This is a genomic window from Planktotalea sp. (genome assembly GCF_965659345.1).
Lineage (GTDB): Bacteria > Pseudomonadota > Alphaproteobacteria > Rhodobacterales > Rhodobacteraceae > Planktotalea.
This window is the reverse complement of record NZ_CBFHVK010000020.1, coordinates 19,272-42,832: the sequence shown is the minus strand read 5'-3', so window position 1 is coordinate 42,832 and position 23,561 is coordinate 19,272. Positions and strand designations below refer to the sequence as shown.

The 23,561-nt window shown below is 53.7% G+C and carries 27 protein-coding genes; 8 read left to right on the top strand and 19 right to left on the bottom strand.

Going from position 1 to position 23,561, the window contains the following annotated elements; translation table 11 throughout:
- Positions 1 to 8: 8 nt before the first annotated feature.
- The 4 genes from ACTG3Z_RS14730 (at position 9) to ACTG3Z_RS14715 (ending at position 2,309) form a co-directional block, all read left to right on the top strand.
- Positions 9 to 701, top strand: a complete 693-nt coding sequence (locus ACTG3Z_RS14730) for a metal-dependent hydrolase (RefSeq protein WP_375266490.1) — start codon at positions 9 to 11, stop codon at positions 699 to 701.
- A gap of 15 nt (positions 702 to 716) precedes the next feature.
- Positions 717 to 1,508: an endonuclease/exonuclease/phosphatase family protein gene (locus ACTG3Z_RS14725; protein ID WP_439143802.1), complete on the top strand. Its 792-nt coding sequence runs from the start codon at positions 717 to 719 to the stop codon at positions 1,506 to 1,508.
- Between the two features lie 151 nt (positions 1,509 to 1,659).
- On the top strand, positions 1,660 to 1,884 hold the full coding sequence (locus tag ACTG3Z_RS14720) for a hypothetical protein (protein WP_439143801.1): 225 nt from the start codon (positions 1,660 to 1,662) through the stop codon (positions 1,882 to 1,884).
- Positions 1,848 to 2,309 carry a hypothetical protein gene (locus tag ACTG3Z_RS14715; protein WP_439143800.1) on the top strand — a complete coding sequence of 154 codons (462 nt, stop codon included), beginning with the start codon at positions 1,848 to 1,850 and terminating at the stop codon, positions 2,307 to 2,309. Before ACTG3Z_RS14720 ends, ACTG3Z_RS14715 begins: the two co-directional genes overlap by 37 nt.
- 153 nt (positions 2,310 to 2,462) lie before the next feature.
- Here ACTG3Z_RS14715 and preA read toward each other — a convergent pair whose 3' ends face one another.
- Together preA and ACTG3Z_RS14705 are read right to left on the bottom strand one after the other, a co-directional pair.
- Positions 2,463 to 3,767 carry an NAD-dependent dihydropyrimidine dehydrogenase subunit PreA gene (gene preA, locus ACTG3Z_RS14710; protein WP_439143799.1) on the bottom strand — a complete coding sequence of 435 codons (1,305 nt, stop codon included), beginning with the start codon at positions 3,765 to 3,767 and terminating at the stop codon, positions 2,463 to 2,465.
- Positions 3,767 to 5,098, bottom strand: coding sequence for an NAD(P)-dependent oxidoreductase (locus ACTG3Z_RS14705; protein ID WP_439143798.1), 1,332 nt, complete (start codon positions 5,096 to 5,098; stop codon positions 3,767 to 3,769). Before ACTG3Z_RS14705 ends, preA begins: the two co-directional genes overlap by 1 nt.
- A 154-nt stretch (positions 5,099 to 5,252) precedes the next feature.
- On the opposite strand from ACTG3Z_RS14705, the gene argB reads away from it, so the two are divergent.
- The 3 genes from argB to ACTG3Z_RS14690 are packed head-to-tail and all read left to right on the top strand — an operon-like array spanning position 5,253 to position 7,221.
- The gene (argB, locus tag ACTG3Z_RS14700) at positions 5,253 to 6,113 is read left to right on the top strand and encodes an acetylglutamate kinase (protein WP_439143797.1); all 861 of its coding nucleotides are present in this window, start codon (positions 5,253 to 5,255) and stop codon (positions 6,111 to 6,113) included.
- Entirely contained in the window at positions 6,085 to 6,729 is a 645-nt protein-coding gene (locus ACTG3Z_RS14695) for a ferredoxin (RefSeq protein WP_439143796.1), read from the top strand. Before argB ends, ACTG3Z_RS14695 begins: the two co-directional genes overlap by 29 nt.
- Before the next feature lie 3 nt (positions 6,730 to 6,732).
- Complete coding sequence (locus tag ACTG3Z_RS14690; RefSeq protein WP_439143795.1) at positions 6,733 to 7,221, top strand: SixA phosphatase family protein; 489 nt, start codon at positions 6,733 to 6,735, stop codon at positions 7,219 to 7,221.
- A 156-nt stretch (positions 7,222 to 7,377) separates the two neighbouring features.
- On the opposite strand, the gene ACTG3Z_RS14685 is transcribed toward ACTG3Z_RS14690, so the two are convergent.
- The 11 genes from ACTG3Z_RS14685 to ACTG3Z_RS14635 all read right to left on the bottom strand — a co-directional run bounded on the left by ACTG3Z_RS14685 (position 7,378) and on the right by ACTG3Z_RS14635 (position 18,321).
- The gene (locus ACTG3Z_RS14685; RefSeq protein ID WP_439143794.1) at positions 7,378 to 8,142 is read right to left on the bottom strand and encodes an amino acid ABC transporter ATP-binding protein; all 765 of its coding nucleotides are present in this window, start codon (positions 8,140 to 8,142) and stop codon (positions 7,378 to 7,380) included.
- A gap of 16 nt (positions 8,143 to 8,158) precedes the next feature.
- The gene (locus tag ACTG3Z_RS14680; protein WP_439143793.1) at positions 8,159 to 9,475 is read right to left on the bottom strand and encodes an amino acid ABC transporter permease; all 1,317 of its coding nucleotides are present in this window, start codon (positions 9,473 to 9,475) and stop codon (positions 8,159 to 8,161) included.
- 1 nt (position 9,476) lies between these two features.
- On the bottom strand, positions 9,477 to 10,706 hold the full coding sequence (locus ACTG3Z_RS14675) for an amino acid ABC transporter permease (protein WP_439143792.1): 1,230 nt from the start codon (positions 10,704 to 10,706) through the stop codon (positions 9,477 to 9,479).
- A gap of 137 nt (positions 10,707 to 10,843) precedes the next feature.
- A complete protein-coding gene (locus ACTG3Z_RS14670; protein WP_439143791.1) occupies positions 10,844 to 11,863 on the bottom strand; it encodes an amino acid ABC transporter substrate-binding protein in 1,020 nt (339 codons plus the stop codon).
- 219 nt (positions 11,864 to 12,082) lie between these two features.
- Positions 12,083 to 12,799: an ATP12 family chaperone protein gene (locus ACTG3Z_RS14665; RefSeq protein ID WP_439143790.1), complete on the bottom strand. Its 717-nt coding sequence runs from the start codon at positions 12,797 to 12,799 to the stop codon at positions 12,083 to 12,085.
- Positions 12,792 to 13,466, bottom strand: coding sequence for an HAD-IA family hydrolase (locus ACTG3Z_RS14660; RefSeq protein ID WP_439143808.1), 675 nt, complete (start codon positions 13,464 to 13,466; stop codon positions 12,792 to 12,794). The genes ACTG3Z_RS14665 and ACTG3Z_RS14660 overlap by 8 nt, the downstream gene beginning before the upstream one ends.
- Before the next feature lie 5 nt (positions 13,467 to 13,471).
- Complete coding sequence (locus ACTG3Z_RS14655) at positions 13,472 to 14,515, bottom strand: RluA family pseudouridine synthase (RefSeq protein ID WP_439143789.1); 1,044 nt, start codon at positions 14,513 to 14,515, stop codon at positions 13,472 to 13,474.
- The gene (gene crcB / locus ACTG3Z_RS14650; RefSeq protein WP_439143788.1) at positions 14,512 to 14,889 is read right to left on the bottom strand and encodes a fluoride efflux transporter CrcB; all 378 of its coding nucleotides are present in this window, start codon (positions 14,887 to 14,889) and stop codon (positions 14,512 to 14,514) included. Before crcB ends, ACTG3Z_RS14655 begins: the two co-directional genes overlap by 4 nt.
- A 91-nt stretch (positions 14,890 to 14,980) precedes the next feature.
- Entirely contained in the window at positions 14,981 to 16,294 is a 1,314-nt protein-coding gene (locus ACTG3Z_RS14645; RefSeq protein ID WP_439143787.1) for a replication-associated recombination protein A, read from the bottom strand.
- Complete coding sequence (locus tag ACTG3Z_RS14640; RefSeq protein WP_439143786.1) at positions 16,291 to 17,667, bottom strand: trypsin-like peptidase domain-containing protein; 1,377 nt, start codon at positions 17,665 to 17,667, stop codon at positions 16,291 to 16,293. Before ACTG3Z_RS14640 ends, ACTG3Z_RS14645 begins: the two co-directional genes overlap by 4 nt.
- Positions 17,668 to 17,775: 108 nt before the next feature.
- Positions 17,776 to 18,321 carry a winged helix-turn-helix transcriptional regulator gene (locus ACTG3Z_RS14635; protein ID WP_439143785.1) on the bottom strand — a complete coding sequence of 182 codons (546 nt, stop codon included), beginning with the start codon at positions 18,319 to 18,321 and terminating at the stop codon, positions 17,776 to 17,778.
- A gap of 39 nt (positions 18,322 to 18,360) precedes the next feature.
- Between ACTG3Z_RS14635 and ACTG3Z_RS14630 the strand changes: the two genes are divergently transcribed.
- Positions 18,361 to 18,738 (top strand): VOC family protein, encoded by a 378-nt coding sequence (locus ACTG3Z_RS14630; protein WP_439143784.1) that lies wholly within the window; start codon positions 18,361 to 18,363, stop codon positions 18,736 to 18,738.
- A 110-nt stretch (positions 18,739 to 18,848) separates the two neighbouring features.
- On the opposite strand, the gene rplQ is transcribed toward ACTG3Z_RS14630, so the two are convergent.
- From rplQ to secY, 6 genes are all read right to left on the bottom strand, one after another.
- Positions 18,849 to 19,268, bottom strand: coding sequence for a 50S ribosomal protein L17 (rplQ, locus tag ACTG3Z_RS14625; protein WP_439143783.1), 420 nt, complete (start codon positions 19,266 to 19,268; stop codon positions 18,849 to 18,851).
- A 195-nt stretch (positions 19,269 to 19,463) separates the two neighbouring features.
- Positions 19,464 to 20,480: a DNA-directed RNA polymerase subunit alpha gene (locus tag ACTG3Z_RS14620; protein ID WP_439143782.1), complete on the bottom strand. Its 1,017-nt coding sequence runs from the start codon at positions 20,478 to 20,480 to the stop codon at positions 19,464 to 19,466.
- A 112-nt stretch (positions 20,481 to 20,592) separates the two neighbouring features.
- On the bottom strand, positions 20,593 to 20,982 hold the full coding sequence (gene rpsK, locus ACTG3Z_RS14615; protein ID WP_009828689.1) for a 30S ribosomal protein S11: 390 nt from the start codon (positions 20,980 to 20,982) through the stop codon (positions 20,593 to 20,595).
- Between the two features lie 15 nt (positions 20,983 to 20,997).
- Entirely contained in the window at positions 20,998 to 21,366 is a 369-nt protein-coding gene (gene rpsM / locus ACTG3Z_RS14610; RefSeq protein WP_375266394.1) for a 30S ribosomal protein S13, read from the bottom strand.
- 212 nt (positions 21,367 to 21,578) lie between these two features.
- On the bottom strand, positions 21,579 to 22,160 hold the full coding sequence (locus ACTG3Z_RS14605; protein WP_439143781.1) for an adenylate kinase: 582 nt from the start codon (positions 22,158 to 22,160) through the stop codon (positions 21,579 to 21,581).
- Positions 22,157 to 23,521 (bottom strand): preprotein translocase subunit SecY, encoded by a 1,365-nt coding sequence (gene secY / locus ACTG3Z_RS14600; RefSeq protein WP_439143780.1) that lies wholly within the window; start codon positions 23,519 to 23,521, stop codon positions 22,157 to 22,159. The genes ACTG3Z_RS14605 and secY overlap by 4 nt, the downstream gene beginning before the upstream one ends.
- Between the last annotated feature and the right edge of the window lie 40 nt (positions 23,522 to 23,561).

Sequence of the window (23,561 nt, the reverse complement as noted above, 5' to 3'; positions counted from 1 at the left end):
CACATCTCATGAAGATCATTCCGCTCGGACATTCCGGCTTTCGTATCGAGATTGAAGATCAAATCCTTCTTATAGATCCATGGCTCACGGGGTGCCCTGTCTTTCCAGAAGAGCGCCGAGCCGAAGCTATCACTGGTGCAACACATGTTCTGGTAAGCCACGCTCATGCCGATCATTGCGGCGATGCCTTCAAGATTGCCGAAGAGCTCGATATACCTGCCGTCGGAATATACGATCACATGGGTTACGTCGAAGAAACGCTGGGAATCAAAATTATCGGGTTCAACAAAGGCGGCACAGTAAAGCTGGGTCAAGTGGCAGTCACAATGGTCACAGCAGCGCATTCAAGCACCTATCGCACAGAAAACGGCCCGATCTACGCGGGAACCGAAAGTGGCTTTATGATCGCTGGTGAAGGCAAAGTGATCTACTTTAGCGGCGATACGGATGTGATGATGGACATGGAGCTGTTTGAAGCGCTGCATCAGCCAGACATCGGCATTTTGTCCGCAGGTGGCCACTTCACGATGGACATGACGCGCGCAGCCTACGCCGCCAAACGTTTCTTCAATTTCAGCACAATCATTCCGTGCCATTACAACACTTTCCCTTTGCTCGAACAAAGCGTCCAGCCGATGATAGACGCTGTGCCAAATGCGCGGGTGATCGAACCAGAAGTCCTCGTTCCGATCGAGCTATAACGCTAAATGGAGATCATGTGCCTCAACGCATGGGGCGGCAAACTACATGAACCTCTGCTGCCCTACCTAAAGGACGCCGCGCCAGACATCTTGTGTTTACAAGAAGTTGTGCACAGCCCTGCAAGCAACAAGGATTGGCTCACCTATCGCGACGCTGCTCACATATTACCGCAACGCGCAAATTTCTTTCGCGATGTCTGCTCTGCCTTGCCTGATCATCAGGCTACCTTCTGCCCGCAAGCCCAAGGCATACTTTGGGATGACGACAAACAAATCCCGTCACAATTCGGCATCGCAACCTTTGTGAACAAAGCCTTGCCCATCATCGGTCAGATCCAAGGGTTCGTTCATAAAGACTACGCGCCCGATGGCTACGGCGATCATCCCCGCTCGCGCAATGCTCATGGGGTGCGCGTCTATGATGAACTCACAAATAGGCCCATAAGCGTCCTGCACATGCATGGTTTGCGCGATCTAAGTGGCAAACACGACACCCCGGACAGAACCGCACAAGCGCATCGCCTGCTTGCGCTGAACGAACAACTAACTGACCGAAATGGGCTCAGCGTGATCTGCGGTGATTTTAACGTCGATCCAAATAGCGAAACGCTCCAAATTCTAAACGCCGCCGGGTTTCACGAGCTGGTTACAGCGTACAACATCCCGACCACGCGCACATCTCACTACAAGAAAGCGGCTCGGTTTGCCGATTATATGCTGATCAACGACATGCAGGCCGTTAAAACGTTTGACGTTATCCGCGGCCCAGAAGTCTCTGATCATTGCCCCCTGATTTTGCGTCTTTAACATCGCAGTTTTTCGCTAGACTTTTGTTGTCCCCAACATCCATTTTTATCGGGGTCAAATTATACGTTCATGCGCGACGTCACTCAGCACACTGAAAGCCAAATAAACCAATGTTCAAATGCCACCACACTCCAGCCAAAACGCTTTTTCAATGACAGAAGATCTGTTCGCCCCCTACACCGCGCTTGCGGCTCAGCTTTTGCCCTTTGCTACTCCAGAGACGACAGATGGCGCGCATGATATCGCTCATATCACGCGAGTTTGGAAAAATGTGCAAAACATCTCGCAAGTCGAAAACGGTGACTTAGAAATTCTGGCCGCCGCAACGCTCCTGCATGATTGCATAAGTGTCGAAAAAATAGCCCAGATCGCGTAAAGGCGTCCGCGCTGGCCAGCGACGCGGCGCGCACACATCTTGAAACGCTTGGATGGGCAAAGAAGCGCATTGATCAAACCTGTCATGCGATTGCAGCGCATAGCTTTTCCGCGGGCATCCCACCGCTCAGCATTGAGGCGAAAATCTTACAAGATGCCGACCGTCTGGACGCAATAGGCTTGATCGGAGTTGCGCGCTGCTTTTACGTTGCAGGCCGAATGGGCAGCGCCCTTTACGAGCCAAACGACCCGCGCGCCACAGACCGTGCTCTTGATGATCGCGCCTACGCCCTCGATCACTTTGAAACCAAGCTATTAACCCTCGCGGAGGGTTTTCAAACCAATGAAGGCCAACGCCTCGCAAAAGCCCGCCATGACGAACTCATCGACTTTCGCGCGGCATTTCTCACACAAATCGGCGCTTAAACAACGGCTTCATTTTTCCAAATAAACTTCGGGGGAGTCGGCAAGGCCGACGGGGGCTGGCCCCCTTATGACCTCAAATATAAAACCCCTGCTGTCACTCACTCCAGCAGGGGTCTTCAAGTCCGCTGGGGAGAACAGCGGACACGGGTGACGCTACTCCGCAGCCGTGGCCGCGGGATTATTCGGATGTGTCGTCCAATTGGCGTATTCTGGCTCAACCACACGGTCTGTGCGCGGATCAACGGCGCCCTCGGGCATCGCCTCCATTGTGATGCAATTCTCCACGGGGCAGACGTTCACACATAGATTACAAGCAACGCATTCTGCATCAATCACGCTGAAAACACGCTCGTCTGACATTGCAATCGCTTGGTGCGACGTATCCTCACAAGCCGCGTAGCACCGCCCGCAAGAGATACACAGATCCTCATTGATCTTCGCCTTCGCGATATAATTCAGGTTCAAATACTGCCAATCTGTGGTGTTTGGCACAGCCATGCCAACAAAGTCGGACGTATTGGTGTAACCTTTCTCATCCATCCATTGGCTCAAGCCTGAAATCATCTCTTGAACGATCTTAAATCCATAGGTCATCGCAGCCGTGCACACCTGCACGTTGCCGCACCCAAGCGCCATGAATTCAGCCGCGTCGCGCCAAGTTGTGATGCCGCCAATCCCCGAAATCGGCAGGCCCTGGGTTGCTTCAGCGCGCGCAATCTCACTCACCATGCTCATCGCGATTGGTTTCACCGCAGGGCCGCAATAGCCGCCGTGCGTTCCTTTGCCATCAATAGACGGCTCAGGGCTCATACTGTCCAAGTTCACAGAAGTGATTGAATTTATCGTATTAATCAGGCTGACCGCATCTGCACCGCCAGCATGCGCGGCCGCAGCGGGTTTGCGCACATCTGTGATATTGGGCGTCAGCTTCACGATAACGGGCTTGGAATAATACTGCTTGCACCAGCGCGTCACCATTTCGATATACTCGGGCACTTGACCAACGGCTGCGCCCATGCCGCGCTCGCTCATACCGTGTGGACACCCAAAGTTCAGCTCAATCCCATCCGCTCCTGTGTCTTCCACCAGCGGCAGGATCGCTTTCCACGCCTCTTCCTCACAAGGCACCATCAGCGAGACAATCACCGCGCGATCCGGATAATCTGCTTTCACGCGTTTGATTTCTTCAAGATTGGTGAACAGGTCACGATCGGTAATCAGCTCAATGTTATTAAGCCCCAGCAACCGCCGATCCGCACCGTAAATCGCACCGTAGCGCGGGCCATTTACATTCACCACTGGCGGTCCCTCAGAGCCGAGCGTCTTCCAAACGACGCCGCCCCATCCCGCTTCAAACGCGCGGCGCACGTTATATTCCTTGTCCGTTGGGGGCGCAGACGCCAACCAAAACGGATTAGGGCTTTTGATCCCCAGAAAATCAGTTGTGAGATCCGCCATTAGCTTGCTCCTCCCATGAGGCTTGCGTGTATATCCATTGCCGCGTCGCGCCCTTCAGCCACGGCCGTGACGGTCAAATCATCTCCGCCAGAGGCACAATCGCCCCCCGCCCAAACGCCTTTCACCGACGTTGCTCCAGTCTCAGACACCTTTATTTTGCGACCCTCGAGCGCGGGCAAATCATCGCCCACGAGGCTTTGACCAATCGCGCTGAATACGTGATCCGCCGCCAAACGCACGCTTTGACCTGTGGGTTTCAAATCGTCATCGGTATATTCAAATTCGATTTCACGCACCGCGCCATTGCCGTGCACAGCCAAAGGCGAGGCGTTGGTGATGATCCGAACGCCCTTAGAAGCCGCCAAGTCCTGCTCATATCTGCTCGCATTCATGCGCGCGCGCGAACGACGATAGACCAACGCCACGTTCAAGGCACCAAGCAACTTGGCTTGCACAGCTGCATCCACGGCTGTCATCCCACCACCGATCACAACCACATCGCGTCCAACCGACACGCCGCTCAGATCACTGGCTTGGCGAAGATCAGAAATGAAATCAACAGCGTCCATGATGCCTGCTTTGTCATCCCCTTCGAGCCCCAGCCCATTTACACCACCAAGCCCCATGCCGAGAAACACCGCATCATACTCACTTTGCAGATCGGCGAGGCTCATGTCCTGACCAAGGGCTTTGCCGTGAACAATCTCAATCCCGCCTATCTGCAAAAGCCAGTCGACTTCTTTTGCGGCAAAATCATCGGTGCTTTTATATGCGGCGATCCCAAACTCATTTAGTCCGCCCGATTTGGCCCGCGCGTCAATAACCACCACATCGTGCCCATGCATGGCCAAACGGTGCGCACAGGCAAGTCCAGCCGGCCCGGCCCCAACAACCGCAATGCGCTTGCCCGTTGGCGATGCACGCTCAAAGGGATGCACCTCCTTTGCCATTAACCCATCCGTTGCGTAGCGCTGAAGCTGGCCGATCAAAACAGGCTTGCCCTCCGCGACTTCGCGCACACAGACCTCTTCGCACAAGGTTTCTGTCGGACAGACCCGCGCGCACATGCCGCCCATTATGTTTTGGCTCAAAATAGTTTTCGCCGCAGCATCCGAGGTGCCTGTCGCGATTTGGCGAATAAACAACGGGATATCAATGTCCGTCGGACAGGCTGTTATGCACGGTGCATCATGACAAAAATAACAACGATCAGCTGCTACCAAAGCTTCGTGGTCATTCAGCGGCGCATGTAAATCTGCAAAATTTGCATCGTATTGCTCAGCATTTAAGCGACCTGACTGGATCCCCTGAGCGAACATATCCGTGGGCATGGATCTCTCCTGTGAGTTTCACTTTCTTTCACGTTTGCAGGGTTTTATTTTTTTATCAACTGGTAAAATTTATTTCCGCGATTTTTTACGCTGTTCCGCTTTGACTTGCCCATATGACAAGCGGACGCTAACCAAGGGCGCAAGAGGTCCCAACATGAAGAAACAAGATATGAACCGCGATTGGATCGCCACCGCGCAAACGCTTTCGTCTGCCCTTCCTTATTTACAGCGCTATGACGATGCGACGGTCGTTATAAAACTTGGCGGTCATGCCATGGGCAGCGATGCCGGCATGGAAAGCTTCGCGCGCGATGTCGTTTTGATGCAGCAGGTCGGTGTGAATCCAGTGATCGTGCATGGCGGTGGCCCAATGATCAACGCAATGCTGGAACGCTTGGATATCAAGTCCGATTTCGTAAACGGCAAGCGCGTCACAGATGCCGCCACTGTCGAAGTCGTTGAAATGGTTCTCTCAGGTAACGTCAACAAACGCATCGTACAGGCGATCAATGCGCAAGGCGGCAAAGCCGTTGGCCTTTCAGGCAAAGACGCAAACCTGATGGTCTGTGATCAAACCGATGCTGCTTTGGGCTTCGTGGGAACGCCTGTAGAAATGAACCCGGATTTTCTGCGTGCTTTGGCCAAAGACAACGTCATTCCCGTCATCGCCCCACTTGGCACTGGCCGAAATGGCGAAACGTTCAACGTCAACGGTGACACAGCTGCAGGTGCAATCGCAGCAAGCCTTAAAGCGGATCGCCTCTTGCTGCTGACCGATGTGGCTGGTGTCAAAGACAGCTCAGGCGAGGTTGTCACCGAACTAACCGCGGCACAAATCCGCGCGTTGACCAAAGATGGCACCATTGCAGGCGGGATGATCCCGAAAACGGAAACCGCGCTAGATGCAATTGAGGGTGGCGTGCGCGCAGTCGTGATCCTCGATGGTCGCGCGCCAAACGCCTGCTTGCTCGAGCTTTATACAGAACATGGCGCAGGCTCGCTCATCCGTGATTGAGGACATTCGCAACGCGGCGCGACTGAACTACCTCGATGTGTTCGGTGTCGTAGTTGAAAATGATGAAACTGTTGTCCTTCTTGGACCACATGAACCGGGCTTTTGGGCGCATGTCTCGCAAAGTGCTGAACTGACAGATGGGCTACCTGATCCACTCGATCGCTGGTCAAAACGGGTCATTGGCAAGCTGGCTGAGACCTTTGAAGCAGACACAGCGTTTCCCTCCGATGGCCCGCCCTATCCCCCGTTCATTTCTTGGGCGCTCGCAAGCGCGCAAGCTTGGCTCGCGCCGATTGGAATGCTGGTTCATGAACGTGCAGGTCTTATGACCTCCTATCGCGGCGCGCTCAAAATCAAAGGTGAACACGCTCTTTCCACACGCTCAGCATCGCCTTGCACCCCTTGTGACAAGCCGTGCAAAACAGCCTGCCCTGTCGATGCGTTGAGCGACACCAGCTACGACGTTGATGCCTGCAAAACCCATATCCTTGGCCCTGATACGAAATCCTGCCGAACACTTGGCTGCGCTGCACGCCGGGCCTGCCCGATCTCTCACGCATATGGTCGCTTGCCAGAACAATCCGCTTTCCATATGCGCGCCTTTTTGGGAAAGTAGCATATGAGCAAAACCTTGATCGTCATGCGCCACGCCAAATCAAGCTGGGACTTTCCCTATGATGACTTTGACCGCCCGCTCAACGCGCGCGGATACAAAGCAGCAGCAACACTTGGCGACTGGCTACGCTCTCAAAATCTCGCACCTGATGAAATCCTGTGTTCCGCCGCAAAACGCGCGCAGGAAACAGGTGCAGGTCTAAACCTTCATAGCCCGCTCACGCAGATCAAAGAACTCTACATGAGCTCGCCGGAAATTTTGCAAAAATACGTCCAACAAGCTCACGGCAATACTGTTCTCGTCATCGCCCATAACCCTGGCATCGGCGAGTTCGTCGAACGGCTCGCAACGACAGCACCAAATCATGAACGCTTTTTCGACTATCCATCCAGTGCAACGACTGTGTTTGACTGTGATATCGACGACTGGAGCGAACTGACTTGGCACACGTCCAAAGTCGCGCAATTCGTAATCCCACGCGAACTCTCTTGATCCGCTTCCCTTTTCTAAAAATATCCCGGGGAGTCTCAGCTTGCCTGAGACGGGGCAGCGCCCCCTTTTAAAACGACTATAGGCACAAAAAAAGCAGGCCCGAGGGCCTGCCTTTCATCTCGTAAGGTGCGTGAGACCACGCACCTTACTATTAGCTTAATGACCCAAAATCTGGGACAAGAACAATTGCGTACGCTCAGACTGCGGATTGTTGAAGAACGCTTCCGGCTCGTTCTGCTCCACGATCTGGCCCTGATCCATAAAGATAACACGGTTCGCAACTTGACGCGCAAAGCCCATCTCGTGCGTTACACAGAGCATTGTCATGCCCTCCTCCGCGAGCTCAATCATCGTATCAAGCACTTCTTTAATCATCTCAGGATCAAGCGCCGATGTCGGCTCATCAAACAACATGATACGTGGCTTCATGCAAAGTGATCTCGCAATCGCCACACGCTGCTGCTGACCACCAGACAACTGCCCGGGATACTTGTTCGCTTGATCCGGAATTTTCACCTTCTCAAGGAAATGCATCGCCGTTTCTTCAGCTTCCTTCTTGGGCGTTTTACGCACCCAGATCGGAGCCAACGTGCAGTTCTCCAAAATCGTCAGATGTGGGAAAAGATTGAAGTGCTGGAAACACATACCCACTTCAGAGCGGATCTTGTCGATGTTCTTCAAATCAGACGACAACACAGTGCCGTCCACTTCGATACGCCCTTGTTGGTGTTCCTCAAGCGCGTTGATACAGCGAATAAGCGTAGACTTGCCAGAGCCTGACGGCCCACAAATCACGATCCGTTCGCCACGGTTCACAGTCAGATCAATGTCACGCAACACGTGGAACGTGCCGTACCATTTGTTCATATTCTCAATGGTGATCGCGATCTCGTCGGATACCTGTAGTTTTGCTTCGGCCATGTTATCAGCCTCCTAATTAACGATGCCCCGTGGCAAGCTGACGCTCGAGCCACTGGGAATATTGTGAAATGCCGTAGCACACGATGAAGAACAGAACGACCGCAGAGCCAAACAGCTCCCAGTAGACCCCATTCCATTCGGTCGATGCCAAGATCGGTCCGCGGATCATGCCCACAAGATCGAACATCGAAATGACCGAAACAAGCGTGGTGTCTTTGAACAGACCCACCGCCACGTTCACGATCCCTGGAATAGAAATCTTCAACGCTTGCGGCAGAATGATCAAACGCATGTTTTGCGCATAATCCAGACCCAAAGAGCCCCCTGCTTCATACTGACCATTCGGCAAAGCGGCGAGACCGCCACGGATCACCTCGGCAATATAGGCCGCCGAGAACATGGTGATCATGATGATAACCCGCAAGATCAAGTCGAACGTTGTGCCGGGTGGCAAGAAATACGCCAAAACAACGTTTGCCACGAACAAAAGCGTGATCAACGGAACGCCACGAATGAATTCGATGAAGACAACGCAGATGCCCTTGATGATCGGCATATCCGACTGTCGCCCTAGCGCGAGCAGAATGCCAATCGGGATCGACAAGCTTACGCAGACCACACCAAGGATAAAGTTCAACATGAACCCACCCATGTCGCGGCTTGGAACGGGCTCAAGTGCCAGCACACCAGACAAAGGATCGGTAATGTAGCCAGCAAAGGACCACACAACGACCGCAGCAACGACGCTGCCAATGAGACCCATAGCAAAGCTTTGTTTTTCGAAGTGCGCGAACACAAAGTAGCCCACGATGAAACCAACAGCGACCATCACGGGCACCAAAATCGTGCCGCCCCAGATCAACCAAAAGGCCAAAAATGGATAGACTGCAGTGAACCAAAGCATCTTGCGTGGCAGCTTGCTAAAGAGCACGGGTGCTGCCGCAAAGAACAAGCCGATAAAGGCCAATGTTGGACGCCAGTATTCCTCAGAGGGGTACTTGAAGCCGAACAAGAGCTGATTCCAGCGTTCGGTCAGCACTGAGAAACATCCGCCCGTCACCCCCTGCAACACTTCACGACACGCGGCCAGCGATGGGGTATCCCAAACGCCATTGGCAAACCATGGCAATGCGCCAGCAACGATCTTGTAAATGATCAAGAGCGACACAAGGGTCAAAAGGCAACTAAAGGCATTCCCGATAGAGGCAAAGGGATTGGGAAACAGGTTTTTGTTTATCCAACCGACAATGCCCGCATTCGTGACTGGCGGCGTTTTCTGCACCAGCATTGCATCGCGTACAAAAGCGACAGGTGTGGTGTTCGTATTAGTCATCCTACCGCTCCTTCAGTTTAACGGAATTGTTGTAGACGTTCATCACCGCAGAAATGCTCAGGCTGATGACAAGGTAGAACGCCATAAGCAGCAAAACTGTTTCAATCGCGCGCCCCGTTTGGTTCAGCGTGATGCCGCCAAGGGTGCCCGTGACGTCCATGTAGCCAACAGCAATCGCCAAAGAAGAGTTCTTAGTGATGTTTAGGTATTGCGAAATCAGCGGTGGGATAATCACACGCAGCGCTTGCGGGAGAATGACCAAGTTCATAATCCGACCCGGACGCAGACCCAGCGACGCTGCCGCTTCTGTTTGACCTGTAGAGATCGCCAGAATACCCGCACGCACGTTTTCCGCGATAAAGGCTGCCGTGTAGATCGAAAGCGCAAAGGTCAAAGCGATAAAAGAGTTACGCGCATAAATGCCGCCTCTAAAGTTGAAGCCCTTCAGCTCTGGGATTTCCCAAGTCAGCCCCATGATAACGCAAGCTGCGATCAGCGGCACCAACCAGATGGCCAAGGTGAAATACCAAGTGGTTGGACGATCACCAGTTGCCTCTTGCGTGGCTGCTGCAGACTTGGCCAGCGCGCGCGCACCAAAAAAGCTAGCGATCAGCAATGCGATAATGATGAGCCAGCCTGTTGCACCCGTCGCCCACTCCGCTGCGAAGTAAGGTCTTGGGAAGTAGAAACCACGGCCTGTAAACGCGAAGAGATCAAGGAACATGCTCGCTGTCGCATCATCGCCGCGAAACTCACGAGGTTGCGGCAACACAGCGACAAACACCGCCATAATGATCAGGATCCAGATCAGGACAGGCACGTTACGGAAGATTTCCACATAAACGCCCATCAGCTTGTTGACCAACCAGTTATTGCTCAGACGTAAAACGCCGACAAAAATACCGATCACCGTGGCAAAGAAACAGGCCACCACAGCCACAAGCAGTGTATTTAAAATACCGACGATCGCCGCACGAAAGTGTGTCGATTGCGAGGTATACTCGATCAAGCGCTGGTTAATGTCATAGCCCGCAGGCTCGCTTAGAAACTTATAAGAGATGTTCAGACCTGCTGCCCTGAGGTTAGCAAGCAAGTTGCTTCCCAAATAGGCAAAGGCCGCAATCAGCGCGATCAAAGCAATGAATTGAAACGTGTAGGATCGGTAACGTGTATCGTTGATAAGCATCGATACCCGAAAACCGCCCTTGGGAGGATCAGATAGAGTCGTCATGGACTGTTCCCTGGGTGTGCTGTCTTTGGTGAAACCTGCCGGTTGCTCCGGTCATGGCTCAAAGACGGCTTTTCTAAAATAGCCTAGAAGTAAGAAGGGCGCGGAATGTCCCGCGCCCTTCCTTTAGTAATCCGGGTTTAGCGGAATGGTGGGACGTAGAGCAGACCACCGTCTGTCCACTGAGCGTTCAGACCACGGGACAGACCGATTGGTGTGTTCTCACCAATGTTCTTCTCGAAGATCTCGCCGTAGTTACCACCAGCCATGATCGCGTTCTTCGCCCAGTCAGCGGACAGACCGAGCATCTCGCCCAATGTGCCTTCTGTACCGAGGAGACGGTTGATCTCTGGGTTGTCGCCAGCGGCTGCACCCATGTCTGCGATGTTTGCAGATGTCACACCCAGCTCTTCAGCTGCGATAAGTGCGTTCAAAGACCAGCGAACAACGTCGCCCCACTCAGAATCGCCGTGACGGACCAGTGGGCCGAGTGGCTCTTTAGAGATGATCTCTGGAAGAACAACGTGATCACCTGGGTTCTCGAATGCGGCACGTGTCGCTGCAAGACCGGATGCGTCAGTTGTGTAAACGTCGCAAGCACCCTCGAGGTACAGCGGCTGTGCTTCAGCGTTTGTCTCGATTGGGACTGGCTCATAAGAGATGTTGTTTGTACGGAAGTAGTCCGCCAAGTTCAGCTCTGTTGTTGTACCAGTCTGGATACATACTGTCGCGCCATCAAGCTCTTTCGCGGACGAAACGCCCAAAGCTTTTGGAACCATGAAGCCCTGACCGTCGTAGTAGTTTACGCCAACGAATTCAAACTTCAGGTCAACGTCACGAGAGAACGTCCATGTTGTGTTACGTGCCAGCATGTCGATTTCGCCGGACGCCAACGCTGTGAAGCGTGTCTTACCAGTTGTTGGAACGAACTCGACCGCGGATGGGTCGCCAAGAACAGCAGCTGCGACCGCGCGGCATACGCCCACGTCGAAACCTTGCCATTCGCCGTTCGCATCCGGTGCCGCGAAACCAACGAGACCAGTGGTCACGCCGCAGTTCAGCTTGCCACGCGCTTTAACATCGTCAAGCGTGCCGGCCGCTGCTGCGCCAGCTGCCAAAGCAGCTACAGTCATCGCACCAAAAAATACGGATTTTTTCATTTTTACCTCTTCCTATTGCCCACCCTTTTGTGGGTGGCTCTTCCTGCGAGTGAGCGCAGGGTTTCATACCAAAGAGAAGTTACTCCCCCCTTAGTGGGAAAGAGTTTGGTCGCAATCATCAGGAAACGTCAAGTGGAACATCCTAAGAATTGATCAATTTCGGCTTGCTAGACCTTAGGTCAACCAAATGTGTTTACAAATGCGCCAAACACGGTGTTTTTACCCGCGTCCTTTGCTCAATAGATAAAAATTATAGGCGTGTTCATAAGCCGCTAGCTTGATTCCTGCCATCTCCTCGGCGTCGTCATCAAGTCCCCATTGTTCTTGCTGATAACGCTCATCTAGGCGCGAAAGCTCCCAGAGTTCTTGTGGCTTGGCATACTTATGAATCGCCGCAAGACCGATTACAAAAGAACCGGGCAAAGTGATCAGGTCATGCATTGCGGTCAGCTCAAATGCAGTCATGTCATCCAGAAGCGCGCGCAAAGCGATCAAACTTGATTCGGGTTGCGCTGCGAACATGAGCCCTGAAACCGGGTTCAAAGGGGCCGCAAATGTCTTGGCGCACCATTCCAAAAGCGGGTCCCACTGCTCGGCTTGACGTTTTACTAATTCTTCAGGTTGCTCGGCGCGGTAACACAGCAAATCTGTTCCCGCATATTCGCCCAACATATCAGCCACCGCGTCGAACTGGGGTGTTACTTTATCAACAGCTGAATTGGCGGATTTCGTAACAGGCATCGTCTCTGGATTGATCTCTTTAGGCTGCGCGTCCCATTCGCGCGCCATCTGCTCTGCCATCACTCGGGTTGGCACCACCAACGCGGATTTGCCAGGTGTCTTGATCGAGCGCCCATCAAGATGCACGGTAAAACCGCCCTCGACCTCCACCGCGTCAGCCACGTCCCAAAACCGCTTTATTTTCCAATCAGCCATTGGCCTTGCTCCAAATCATCTCAAGTGCGGCGTCGAGCTGCGCGAAACTGTCAATTACAGCGTCTGCCTCTGAAAGTCGGCTGGCTTCATGATACCCCCAGCTGACACCAATGAAATACGCACCTGCGGCGCGCGCCATATCCATGTCAAAACTGGTGTCACCAATCATCACCGTATCGCTTGCCTCAACCCCAAGATCACGCATTGCTTGTAGTAACATTGACGGGTTTGGCTTGCTGGGATGATCATCCGCCACTTGTTGCGTAAGAAAAGTACCCGCCAGTCCGTGTGCATCTATCAGTTTGTCCAAGCCGCGCCGCGACTTTCCGGTTGCGACTCCAAGCAGGATTTCATCTTGCTCTTTTAAACGCGAAAGTGCCTCGCGCGCACCTGCATATAAAGGCGATGATACATCCGCCCCCTGCAGCATACGCAAACTCGCGTAGGCATCTTTGTAACCCTGCACCATCCGTGTACAGGCGGCATGATCGCTGCCCGGCGCAAGCTTTGGGATGGCAACATCAAGCGACAGCCCCACAATACCTAAAACGGCATCTTTGCTGGGTGGCGCAAGGCCTTCCGCCTCGAACGCGCCGGACATCGCAGCCAAAATATCCGCTTGGCTGTCAACAAGCGTGCCATCCACATCAAAAATTACACCGCGCAATCGCACTACATCAACTCTTCAAACGGATCTTCGGGCACCTCTTTTGGATCCCAAGCAAAGGTATCCCAAGTGCGCTGCATGTGATCTGGCAAGGGTGCTTGCAGATGCAGCATCTCTTTGGTGTGGGGATGTTCAATCTGTAAAGAGCGTGCATGAAGGTGCAACTTCTTGCTCAGGTCGCCACCCAACTGAGAGCCCCAACCATCGCCAAGGTTTTCCTGACCAGAGCCACCGTATTTGCCATCGCCCACGATGGGATGCCCCATCTCGGCCATATGCGCGCGCAACTGGTGAGTGCGTCCTGTAATCGGGATCAAAGCACACCAAGAGGTGCGCTGCCCTGCGGTTTCGAGCACTGCATAATCAGTCATAGCGCGCTTGGCGCCTTCAGTCTGATCTACTTCGCGCGGATGAATACAGATCATTTTTTCACCCTCACCGCGGGCGCCGTGACCGGAGGCTTTCATCAGGCCGTACTTGATGGTGCCAAGACGCGGATGCGGCACGCCTGCAATAGCGGCCCAGTAAATCTTGCGCGTGTTGCGATGACGAAAAGATGCAGTCAAATCCGCCGTCGCGCGCCGTGTACGGCCAAGGATCAGAACGCCAGACGTGTCTTTGTCCAAGCGATGCACCAGACGCGGGCGTTCTTCGAAATCATACATCAAAGCTTCGGACAGACCGTCCACATGACGCGCTTGGCCAGAGCCACCTTGAACAGGAAGACCCGCAGGCTTGTTTAGCGCAATGACGTGATCATCCTTGTAAATCACGCAAGAGCGAATGAACTTCGTGTCCGCGGCACTGACTTTGCTTGGCGCGGCATGGACCGGCGCTTGACTGTCGGGCAGCGGCGGTACGCGCAATTGCTGGCCCTCATTGACCCGCGTGTTCGCTTTGACACGGCCCCCATCAAGGCGTAGCTCGCCTTTGCGGCACATCTTTTCGATCATGCCCTGCGTGATTTGCGGGAACTTGCGCTTCAAGAACCGATCAAGGCGCTGATCACCGTCATCTTCTTCAATCATTATCGTCTGAACGCGGCTCATGCCCATATTCCTCTCGCGATGGCGAGACCCGCCATCAAACCTAAAATCGACAGGACCACTGAAAGCCCCACATAAAGTGCCGCTTGGCTCAAATGCCCGCGCTCCATCAATGTCACCGCTTCAAGTGAAAACGCCGAAAACGTCGTGAAGCCGCCCAGCACTCCCGTCATCACAAACAAGTTCGCCGTGCTCAATCCCTTCTGATGGGCAAAGACCACGAAAACACCCATCAGAAACGAGCCAATGATATTCACCGGCAACACACCCAAAGGGAATCCGAACGCTGTGGCTTTGTCAAACGCCAGCCCCATCAAATAGCGCAGGCTTGATCCAAGCGCGCCACCGAGGGCCACAAGTGAGACATTGAGTAACATGAGGCCGTGTCGCCCTGCGCGCGACAAGAGTCAAGTTTTGCGCGCGATGTTGAATGCTGCAATGTTACCAAGAAATTGCGGACCCTCGCGCCTAGGTTTCCCTTTGCGCACGCAGCTTTGCGAAATACTCCACCCGCTTTTTCAAATCCCGCTCAAATCCACGTTCAACAGGTTGGTACATCGCAGGCCGCTCCATCCCCTCAGGAAAGTAGTTTTGCCCCGAAAACCCATCCTCAGCATCATGATCATAGGCATAATCAGTGCCATAGCCTTGATCCTTCATCAGATCCGTGGGCGCATTCAAAATATGCTTTGGTGGCAGTTTTGACCCTGTCGCCTTTGCAGCGCGGCGCGCGGCTTTATAAGCCACGTAATTTGCATTAGATTTAGGGGCCAACGCCAAGTAAATCACGGCCTGTGACAGGGCCAGTTCCCCCTCTGGCGAGCCAAGCCGCTCATAAGTTTGCCAGCTTTGCAAACACACGGCCTGCGCGTGCGGGTCCGCCAAGCCAATGTCCTCAACAGCCATACGCACCAAACGACGCGCCAAAAAACGCGGATCTTCGCCGCCCTCAAGCATCCGCGCGAACCAGTATAAAGACGCATCAGGATCAGAGCCGCGCACAGATTTATGCAGCGCGGAAATCAGATTATAATGGGCATCACCAGATTTATCATATTGCGCCGCGCGTTTTTGCAGCCGCTTGGCCAGCTCTGGCGGCGTTAACTTGTGGTCGGTTTTCCATGCGGCTACTTGTTCGATCAAATTGAGCAAAGCGCGGCCGTCGCCATCTGCCATTTCCAAAAGCGCTTCGCGCGCGGGGCCATCCAACGCCAATTCCTTTTGCAAATCTTGCTCGGCACGCTGGGCGATGCGTTCCAGATCAGCAAGATCCAAGCGTTGCAACACAAGAACCTGAGAGCGCGAAAGCACAGCTGAATTCAGCTCAAACGATGGGTTTTCAGTCGTCGCGCCCACCAAAAGGATCGTACCGTCCTCCATATATGGCAAAAACCCATCTTGCTGTGCTTTGTTGAAACGGTGGATTTCATCAACGAACAGCAATGTGCCCTGCCCGTTCTGGCGTCTAATTTTTGCGGCCTCAAACACTTTTCGCAAGTCAGGTACGCCCGTAAAGATCGCACTGATTTGAACAAAGTGAAGATCCGTTTCATGGGCAAGCAGCCGCGCAATCGTCGTTTTCCCTACGCCCGGAGGCCCCCAGAATATAATCGAAGACAAAGCGCCGGACGATAACATCACCTCAAGCGGAGCGCCCTCTCCCAGCACTTGTGTTTGTCCGATCACATCGCTCAGAGCCTGCGGGCGCAAACGATCCGCCAGCGGTCGCGCACCTTTAAGGGGTTCAGCCGCTGCCGCGCCACTGTCAAACAAATCGCTCATAGTCGGAACCGTAGCAAAACTAACTGGCCACCGCGCTCAACCACGATTGAAACGGAACGACGCGCGTTTCGTAGCGCTCTCACAGCATCCTCAGGAGAGTTAATGTCCTGACCATCGATCTCGCGCAGAAGATCGCCCTTTTGCAAACCAATACGCGGCGCGATTGGTCCTGTGTTCAAGACCACAACGCCGCTGGGCAAAATCGGCAGCTGATATTGCGCCAAAACGGCGGGGTTTACGTTGGCAATCGTGAGCCCTTCCAAAACATCACGCGCGCCTAATGTCTGTTCTTCACGCGGTGGCAATTCGGGCGGGCCAATCATCGCAACGGTGTAGTCTTCTTGCACACCATCGCGCACGGCTGTCACCGTAATCTCCGCTCCGATCCCCGCGACCGTCATATAATACAGCATTTCGGATGGCGAATTCACCGCGCGTCCGTTGGCCGCAATAATCACATCACCCACACCAAGACCGACATTCGCAAAGGGGCTGCCGTCTTGCACCTGCGTAATCGCCATGCCGCCGGGTCGCTGCAACCCAAGTGAGTTCGCCAAATCAGCATCCACCGTCTGCCCACCCATACCAGCCCAAGGGCGCATAAAGCGTGTCTCGCCTGCACGAGCTTGGCTCACAAATTGCGCAACCAACGCAGCGGGAATCGCAAAACCAATCCCGTTGGACCCACCCGAACGCGTCACAATCGCGGTGTTCACCCCTATCAAGGCACCATCCATCCCGATCAACGCACCCCCGGAATTGCCCGGATTAATCGGTGCATCCGTTTGGATGAAATAGCCACGTTCATTTCCAGTCACCGCACCCGAACGCGCTAGGCCGGAAATAATGCCGCTTGAAACAGTTTGCCCAACACCAAACGGATTGCCGATCGCCAAAGTCAGCTCACCGACTTCAACTGTATCGCTTTCGCGCAGAGGTAAAAACGGTACATTCTCAGCGTCTTTGAGACGCAAAATGGCGAGATCACTCGCTTGATCGCCCAGCAACACTTCTGCGGAAAATTCGCGCCTGTCGTTCAGCACCACGCGAATATCGCTGGCCCCGCCCACTACGTGGTAATTTGACACCAAGTAGCCATCACTCGAAAGGATCACCCCGGATCCAAGTGAGTTTTGTACGCGCGGCTGCGCACGCCCCATATCTCCGAAAAAGTCGCGAAAGAACGGATCAGACGCAAAAGGACTGACCCGCGATTGCACGATGCGCTTGGCGTAGATGTTCACAACCGCGGGAGCGGCTTGTTTGACCAAAGGCGCAAAACTAAGTGAGATTTGCGCTTGGCTCGTTGGAACCTGTGTTTGCGCCTGCACAGGCAGAGCCGCACAACAGATCAAGATCAAAACGCGCAGCATGGGTCACCTCGTTCCTAGAATTTACCCAGATATGCGAGCTGAACCTGTCGGGTGCAAGAGGCTGCTGTCGCGTCACCCCGCTTTCGCACCGCGTTGCCTGAAACGAATTTAAATAGGAAAGCTGATTTCAGGTGCCGTGATTTGGCTGATTTGGCCACCTGTATTTATCGCACGATAGAGTGATCTGGGCGGGCGCGCAGCCTCATCGACGCTGCGCTGTACCCAATTTCTGCTCTCCATTGACTTCAACGACTGAGACAATGCGCGATCTGTAATCGTATGAAGATTGCGTTTGATCTCGTTGAAATGGCTTGGTGTGTGCAAGGAGGTGAGCACCGGTAAAGTCCAAGAGCGACGAAGCAAATCCTGATCGTTCTGTTCGGGAATTCTATGAACCTTAGCCGCCAACGCGGCGGCCTGTGCACCAAGCGGCGTCAGTCGAAACTCGGGCCGTAATGGATGACCGTGACCGGGATTGCGTTCCAACAGCCCTAGTTCGATCAAATGATCCATGCTTTGCGCGAAAGCTGTCCGACTTGCGCCCGTTGCTGCCAATAGGGGTGCCTGACGACCCGCAACACCAGTATGCAGGTTCGACAAGATCGGTACCGCCCAAGCGCGTGAGGTGATGTTGACAAAGAATTTTATGTCCATAAAGTATAGTTAGTATATTTTGATTAAAAAGGAAATACGATGTCTCTTGTTTCATTGGAAAACACAATAACTATCGCGCTTTCGGTGAAAGATCGCCACACGAGCGCCAAATGGTACGCAGATATGCTGGGTTTTGAGACGCTTTATCATGCAGATGAGGCGGGCTGGTCCGAACTTCAAACCAACACCCCCGGTGTGACACTCGGTTTTGGTGAACACACGCAACCCGTCCCTGGCAATTGCGTTCCGGTCTTCGGAATTGCGGATTTGGATGCTGCACGCCTGAAATTGGAAGACGCGCAGGTCAAGTTTGACGGTGAAACTGATGTTATTGAAGGTATGGTCAAAACGGCGACGTTTTACGACCCTGACAACAATGCACTAATGCTTGCGCAAGATCTGACTGGTGACGCCTGAATATTTGCCCCGCGTTCGTACCGTGCTGACATCCATCGATCGCCCTGAACGAAAAAAGCCCCCGCATTACTGCGAGGGCCTTCTCTAATTCTGAGTGCTCTGAAAGTGGCTTACTCTTCCGCGTCTGCTTCCGCTGCAACGCGTGCTTTGTCAGCTGCGCCTTTCGCGTCAACGTCGCGGTCAACCAATTCAATGATCGCCATTGGCGCCATGTCACCATAGCGGAAGCCTGCTTTTAGGACGCGTGTGTAACCACCTGGGCGGTCTGCGTAGCGTGGGCCGAGGATTTCGAACAGCTTTGCAACGTCCTTGTCTTCCTTCAGCTGTGCGGCAGCCTGACGACGCGCATGCAGATCGCCGCGCTTGCCGAGTGTGATCAGCTTGTCCATGATGCGCTTCAGCTCTTTGGCTTTAGGCAATGTTGTTTTGATTTGCTCATGCTCGATGAGCGAGCCTGACATGTTCGCCCAGAGCGCTTTACGGTGCTCGTGAGTACGGTTTAGGCGGCGGTAACCTTTTGCGTGACGCATGTGTCTTCTCCAAATGTGCCCTCTACGGGCTGATTTTGCTTTGTCTGGCAGCGGGTGCGTTCCCCACTGCTCTCCTTGGGGTCGTGACCGACCCAGTCGTGAAAGTAAGGTGCGTCTCTGTTTAAGTCCGCTCAGTTTGATCCGAAAACCGGTTCCCACTTTTCGGACTGAGCTAGAGACGCACCCTACGTTATCTTAAAAGGCGTCTTCGAATTTCTTCGCAAGATCCTCAATGTTGTCCGGTGGCCAGTCCTCGACGTCCATGCCAAGGTGCAAGCCCATACCTGACAGCACTTCTTTGATCTCGTTCAAAGACTTGCGGCCGAAGTTTGGCGTACGCAGCATTTCTGCTTCGGTTTTCTGGATCAGATCGCCAATGTACACGATATTGTCGTTCTTCAGGCAGTTTGCAGAACGCACAGACAGTTCCAGCTCGTCCACTTTCTTCAGCAGAAGTGGGTTGAACTCAAGACCGTCATCCTCATCCTTCGCAGATGCAGACTCAGGCTCGTCGAAGTTCACGAAGATAGACAGCTGATCTTGCAAGATGCGCGCGGCATATGCCACCGCGTCATCTGGCGTCAAAGAGCCGTCTGTTTCGACTTTCATCGTCAGCTTGTCATAGTCAAGCACCTGACCTTCACGGGTCGGCTGCACATCGTATGATACTTTCTTAACAGGCGAGTAGATCGCATCGATCGGGATAAGACCGATTGGCGCGTCTTCTGGCTTATTCTTTTCAGCCGCAACATAACCCTTGCCCGTATTTACGGTAAGTTCCATGTAAACGTCCGCACCATCGTCAAGGTGGCAAATAACGTGATCGCGGTTCAGAACTTCGATACCAGCGCTGTCAGAAATATCACCAGCGGTGACAATGCCTGGGCCTTTTGCATTGATTGAAAGACGCTTTGGCCCTTCAACTTCCATGCGCAGGGACACGCCTTTGAGGTTCAAAACGATGTCTGTGACATCTTCGCGAACGCCCGCAACCGAAGAAAACTCGTGCAAAACGTTGTCGATCTGTACGGATGTGATTGCAGCGCCCTGAAGTGAGCTCATCAATACACGGCGCAACGCATTACCAAGCGTGAGGCCAAAGCCGCGCTCTAGTGGTTCTGCGATAACCGTGGCCTGACGACCTGCGTCATTGCCTGGCTTCACTTCAAGCTGTGTCGGCTTGATCAATTCTGCCCAATTTTTGTGGATCATACGTCCCTCCATCCTTGTTTCGACCTCATGTCCAAAAGATCAAAACGCTCGAGGTTAAAATGACGAAGCAGAGGCCGCGCGGACACGCAGCCTCTACCATAGAAATCTGTGCTTAGACGCGGCGACGCTTTGGTGGGCGGCAACCGTTGTGAGCCATAGGCGTCACGTCGCGGATGGACGTGATGTTGAAGCCTGCCGCTGCCAACGCACGAAGCGCCGATTCACGACCAGAGCCTGGGCCCTGTACTTCAACTTCCAGCGTTTTCACGCCGTGCTCAGCAGCCTTGCGGCCAGCATCTTCAGCAGCCATCTGCGCCGCGTAAGGCGTGGACTTACGTGAGCCTTTAAAGCCCATCGTGCCCGCAGAGGACCAAGAGATCGCGTTACCCTGAACGTCAGAGATAAGGATCTTTGTGTTGTTGAACGAAGAGTTCACGTGAGCAACGCCAGCGGCGATGTTCTTGGAGACCTTCTTTTTGGTGCGTTTAGCTTCGCGTGCCATTAGATCGTGCCTCCCTTATTTCTTCTTACCAGCAATGGCCTTTGCAGGACCTTTGCGAGTACGAGCATTTGTAGATGTACGCTGACCACGAACGGGCAGGTTACGACGGTGACGCAGGCCGCGGTAGCAACCAAGGTCCATCAAGCGTTTGATGTTCATCTGCGTCTCACGGCGCAAATCGCCTTCAACGTTGAAGTTCGCGTCGATGTGCTCGCGAACCGCGAGAACTTCCGCATCGGAGAGCTCGTTTACACGACGTGTTTCGTCGATGTTAACAGCTTCGCAGATGGCTTTAGCAGAGGCAGGGCCAATACCAGTGATATAAGTGAGGGCGATCGGGACCCGTTTATGGGTCGGGATGTTTACGCCGGCAATACGTGCCACGTGGTGCATTCCTTTTCGTTGCGGGTCCGTAATTCCGGACCCTTTTTTCACAACATAAAGCCCTAGGCGTCTTAGCCGAGGGCTTAAGCTGATCAGGTGATCTGTCAAACAAGGGGAGCTACCCCGAATCCGACGGTTTGATTCTCGTTAGAGATGAGGGTGGTTAGGGCCTTTTGAGAATAGGGTCAATAGGCCGTAAACTATTCGTAGGCTCAGGCGTCTAGAACGCCCGCGATCTCTGCCTTCACGGCGTCCATCGTACCAAGGCCATCAACGCCTTTGAGCATGCCCTTCGCGTGATAATACCCAATCAGCGGAGAGGTCTGCTTGTAATACGCCATCAAACGGATCTTCAGGCTCTCGGCGTTGTCGTCCGCACGTGCAGTTCCGCCGGCAGCGACGGCTTCGGCAGCACGACCAACAATCCGGTCGACCAATATTTCATCGTTCACTTGCAATTCAATAGCGTGATCAAGCGTCTCGCCTTGCTCCGCCATCAACTCACCCAGTGCATCTGCTTGCGCCAAAGTGCGTGGGAAACCGTCAAAGATAAAGCCGCCCGCTTTGTCGCCTTGCAACTTCTCGCGGATCAAGCCGATCACGATTTCGTCGGTGACCAAATCGCCGCGCGCCATAACGTCTGCTACAATCTTACCCATTTCAGTGCCGCTGTTTTTGGCTTCACGCAGCATATCGCCGGTGCTGAGTTGGATCATGCCACGCTCTTCAACGAGCATGCCGGCTTGTGTACCTTTACCCGCGCCGGGTGGTCCTAGCAGAATTATATTTGTCATCGGCGAACTGGGCTCCGTTTCTTACGTCCTTTGCCGCCCTTACCGCGCAGCTGTGATTTCTGGATCAAACCTTCGTACTGATGCGCGAGTAAGTGGCTCTGCACCTGCTGAATCGTGTCCATGGTCACCGATACTACGATCAAAACCGACGTTCCACCAAAATAGAACGGAATGGCGAATTGGCCGCGGATGACCTCTGGAAGCAAGCAAACCAAAGTGAGGTAAGCCGAGCCAAGAACAAGCAAACGAGAGACCACAAACTCAAGGTATTCAGCAGTCTTCTTTCCGGGGCGGACACCGGGAACAAAGCCGTTCTGATTCTTAAGGTTATCTGCAACATCGTCCACTTTGAACGACACGTTGAATGTGTAGAAGAACGTGAAGAAGATGATCATCGCTGCGAAGAACAACAGATAAAGCGGTTGGCCCGGTCCAAAATATGCCAAGAGCGTCGACATAACAGGGCCAGCCGAGTTGCCCGAGAAGGTCGAAACCGTCGCGGGTAGCAGTAGCAATGAAGACGCGAAGATCGCTGGGATAACGCCCGCTGGGTTCACTTTAACTGGTAGGTGCGAAGAAGAGCCTTCCTGAACACGCATGCCAACTTGGCGGCGTGGGTACTGAATATGGATCTTGCGCAACGCCCTTTCCATAAAGACCACAAAGGCAATGGTGACGACCACCATCAAAATAACACCAACGATCACCGCAGGGCTGATTGCGCCGGAACGGCCCGAAGCGAAGAACTGTGCCAGCGCGGCTGGAACTTCGGCGATAATTCCAACGAAAATGATCAGCGAAATACCGTTGCCAATGCCGCGTGCGGTGATCTGCTCACCGAGCCACATCAGGAACATTGTACCACCCACAAGCGTGATCAAGCACGCAGCGCGGAAATAAAGACCGCCCTCAGTGACCAAACCGCCCGCTTCGAGCGAGACCGCGAGGCCATAAGCCTGCATCGTCGCCAAAGCGACGGTGCCGTATCGCGTGTATTGGTTGATCTTCTTTTGGCCTTGCTGGCCCTCTTTCTTCAATTGCTCCAACGCTGGAACCATCGAGGTCAGAAGCTGAACAATAATGGATGCAGAAATATAAGGCATGATGCCAAGAGCAAAGATGCCCATCCGCCCAAGCGCGCCGCCCGTAAACATGGATACCATGCCACCGATGCCCTGCCCTGCGCTCTCCATGAATTCACGAAGTGCCGCACCGTCAATGCCGGGAACCGGAATAAACGTGCCCAAGCGATAAACGATGAGCAAACCCAGCGTGAAAAGGATGCGGTTGCGAAGGTCAGTGGCTTTGCCAAGCGCAGACCAACTCGTGTTGGCTGCCATTTGTTCTGCTGCGGATACCATGAACGGCTCTCTTTTGAATGTAAAACGCCGCCAAAGCGTT

What these genes read in the sequence shown, in the direction of transcription:
- ACTG3Z_RS14635 (WP_439143785.1), bottom strand. Translation starts at nt 18,321, where the DNA reads ATGGACATAAAATTCTTTGTCAACATCACCTCACGCGCTTGGGCGGTA.
- argB (WP_439143797.1), top strand. Translation starts at nt 5,253, where the DNA reads ATGAAGAAACAAGATATGAACCGCGATTGGATCGCCACCGCGCAAACG.
- ACTG3Z_RS14640 (WP_439143786.1), bottom strand. Translation starts at nt 17,667, where the DNA reads ATGCTGCGCGTTTTGATCTTGATCTGTTGTGCGGCTCTGCCTGTGCAG.
- rpsK (WP_009828689.1), bottom strand. Translation starts at nt 20,982, where the DNA reads ATGGCACGCGAAGCTAAACGCACCAAAAAGAAGGTCTCCAAGAACATC.
- ACTG3Z_RS14705 (WP_439143798.1), bottom strand. Translation starts at nt 5,098, where the DNA reads ATGCCCACGGATATGTTCGCTCAGGGGATCCAGTCAGGTCGCTTAAAT.
- ACTG3Z_RS14685 (WP_439143794.1), bottom strand. Translation starts at nt 8,142, where the DNA reads ATGGCCGAAGCAAAACTACAGGTATCCGACGAGATCGCGATCACCATT.
- ACTG3Z_RS14605 (WP_439143781.1), bottom strand. Translation starts at nt 22,160, where the DNA reads ATGACAAATATAATTCTGCTAGGACCACCCGGCGCGGGTAAAGGTACA.
- ACTG3Z_RS14620 (WP_439143782.1), bottom strand. Translation starts at nt 20,480, where the DNA reads ATGATCCACAAAAATTGGGCAGAATTGATCAAGCCGACACAGCTTGAA.
- rplQ (WP_439143783.1), bottom strand. Translation starts at nt 19,268, where the DNA reads ATGCGTCACGCAAAAGGTTACCGCCGCCTAAACCGTACTCACGAGCAC.
- ACTG3Z_RS14675 (WP_439143792.1), bottom strand. Translation starts at nt 10,706, where the DNA reads ATGACGACTCTATCTGATCCTCCCAAGGGCGGTTTTCGGGTATCGATG.
- ACTG3Z_RS14730 (WP_375266490.1), top strand. Translation starts at nt 9, where the DNA reads ATGAAGATCATTCCGCTCGGACATTCCGGCTTTCGTATCGAGATTGAA.
- ACTG3Z_RS14655 (WP_439143789.1), bottom strand. Translation starts at nt 14,515, where the DNA reads ATGAGCCGCGTTCAGACGATAATGATTGAAGAAGATGACGGTGATCAG.
- ACTG3Z_RS14680 (WP_439143793.1), bottom strand. Translation starts at nt 9,475, where the DNA reads ATGACTAATACGAACACCACACCTGTCGCTTTTGTACGCGATGCAATG.
- ACTG3Z_RS14720 (WP_439143801.1), top strand. Translation starts at nt 1,660, where the DNA reads ATGACAGAAGATCTGTTCGCCCCCTACACCGCGCTTGCGGCTCAGCTT.
- ACTG3Z_RS14630 (WP_439143784.1), top strand. Translation starts at nt 18,361, where the DNA reads ATGTCTCTTGTTTCATTGGAAAACACAATAACTATCGCGCTTTCGGTG.
- ACTG3Z_RS14665 (WP_439143790.1), bottom strand. Translation starts at nt 12,799, where the DNA reads ATGGCTGATTGGAAAATAAAGCGGTTTTGGGACGTGGCTGACGCGGTG.
- preA (WP_439143799.1), bottom strand. Translation starts at nt 3,767, where the DNA reads ATGGCGGATCTCACAACTGATTTTCTGGGGATCAAAAGCCCTAATCCG.
- crcB (WP_439143788.1), bottom strand. Translation starts at nt 14,889, where the DNA reads ATGTTACTCAATGTCTCACTTGTGGCCCTCGGTGGCGCGCTTGGATCA.
- ACTG3Z_RS14645 (WP_439143787.1), bottom strand. Translation starts at nt 16,294, where the DNA reads ATGAGCGATTTGTTTGACAGTGGCGCGGCAGCGGCTGAACCCCTTAAA.
- secY (WP_439143780.1), bottom strand. Translation starts at nt 23,521, where the DNA reads ATGGTATCCGCAGCAGAACAAATGGCAGCCAACACGAGTTGGTCTGCG.
- ACTG3Z_RS14725 (WP_439143802.1), top strand. Translation starts at nt 717, where the DNA reads ATGTGCCTCAACGCATGGGGCGGCAAACTACATGAACCTCTGCTGCCC.
- ACTG3Z_RS14690 (WP_439143795.1), top strand. Translation starts at nt 6,733, where the DNA reads ATGAGCAAAACCTTGATCGTCATGCGCCACGCCAAATCAAGCTGGGAC.
- ACTG3Z_RS14695 (WP_439143796.1), top strand. Translation starts at nt 6,085, where the DNA reads ATGGCGCAGGCTCGCTCATCCGTGATTGAGGACATTCGCAACGCGGCG.
- ACTG3Z_RS14670 (WP_439143791.1), bottom strand. Translation starts at nt 11,863, where the DNA reads ATGAAAAAATCCGTATTTTTTGGTGCGATGACTGTAGCTGCTTTGGCA.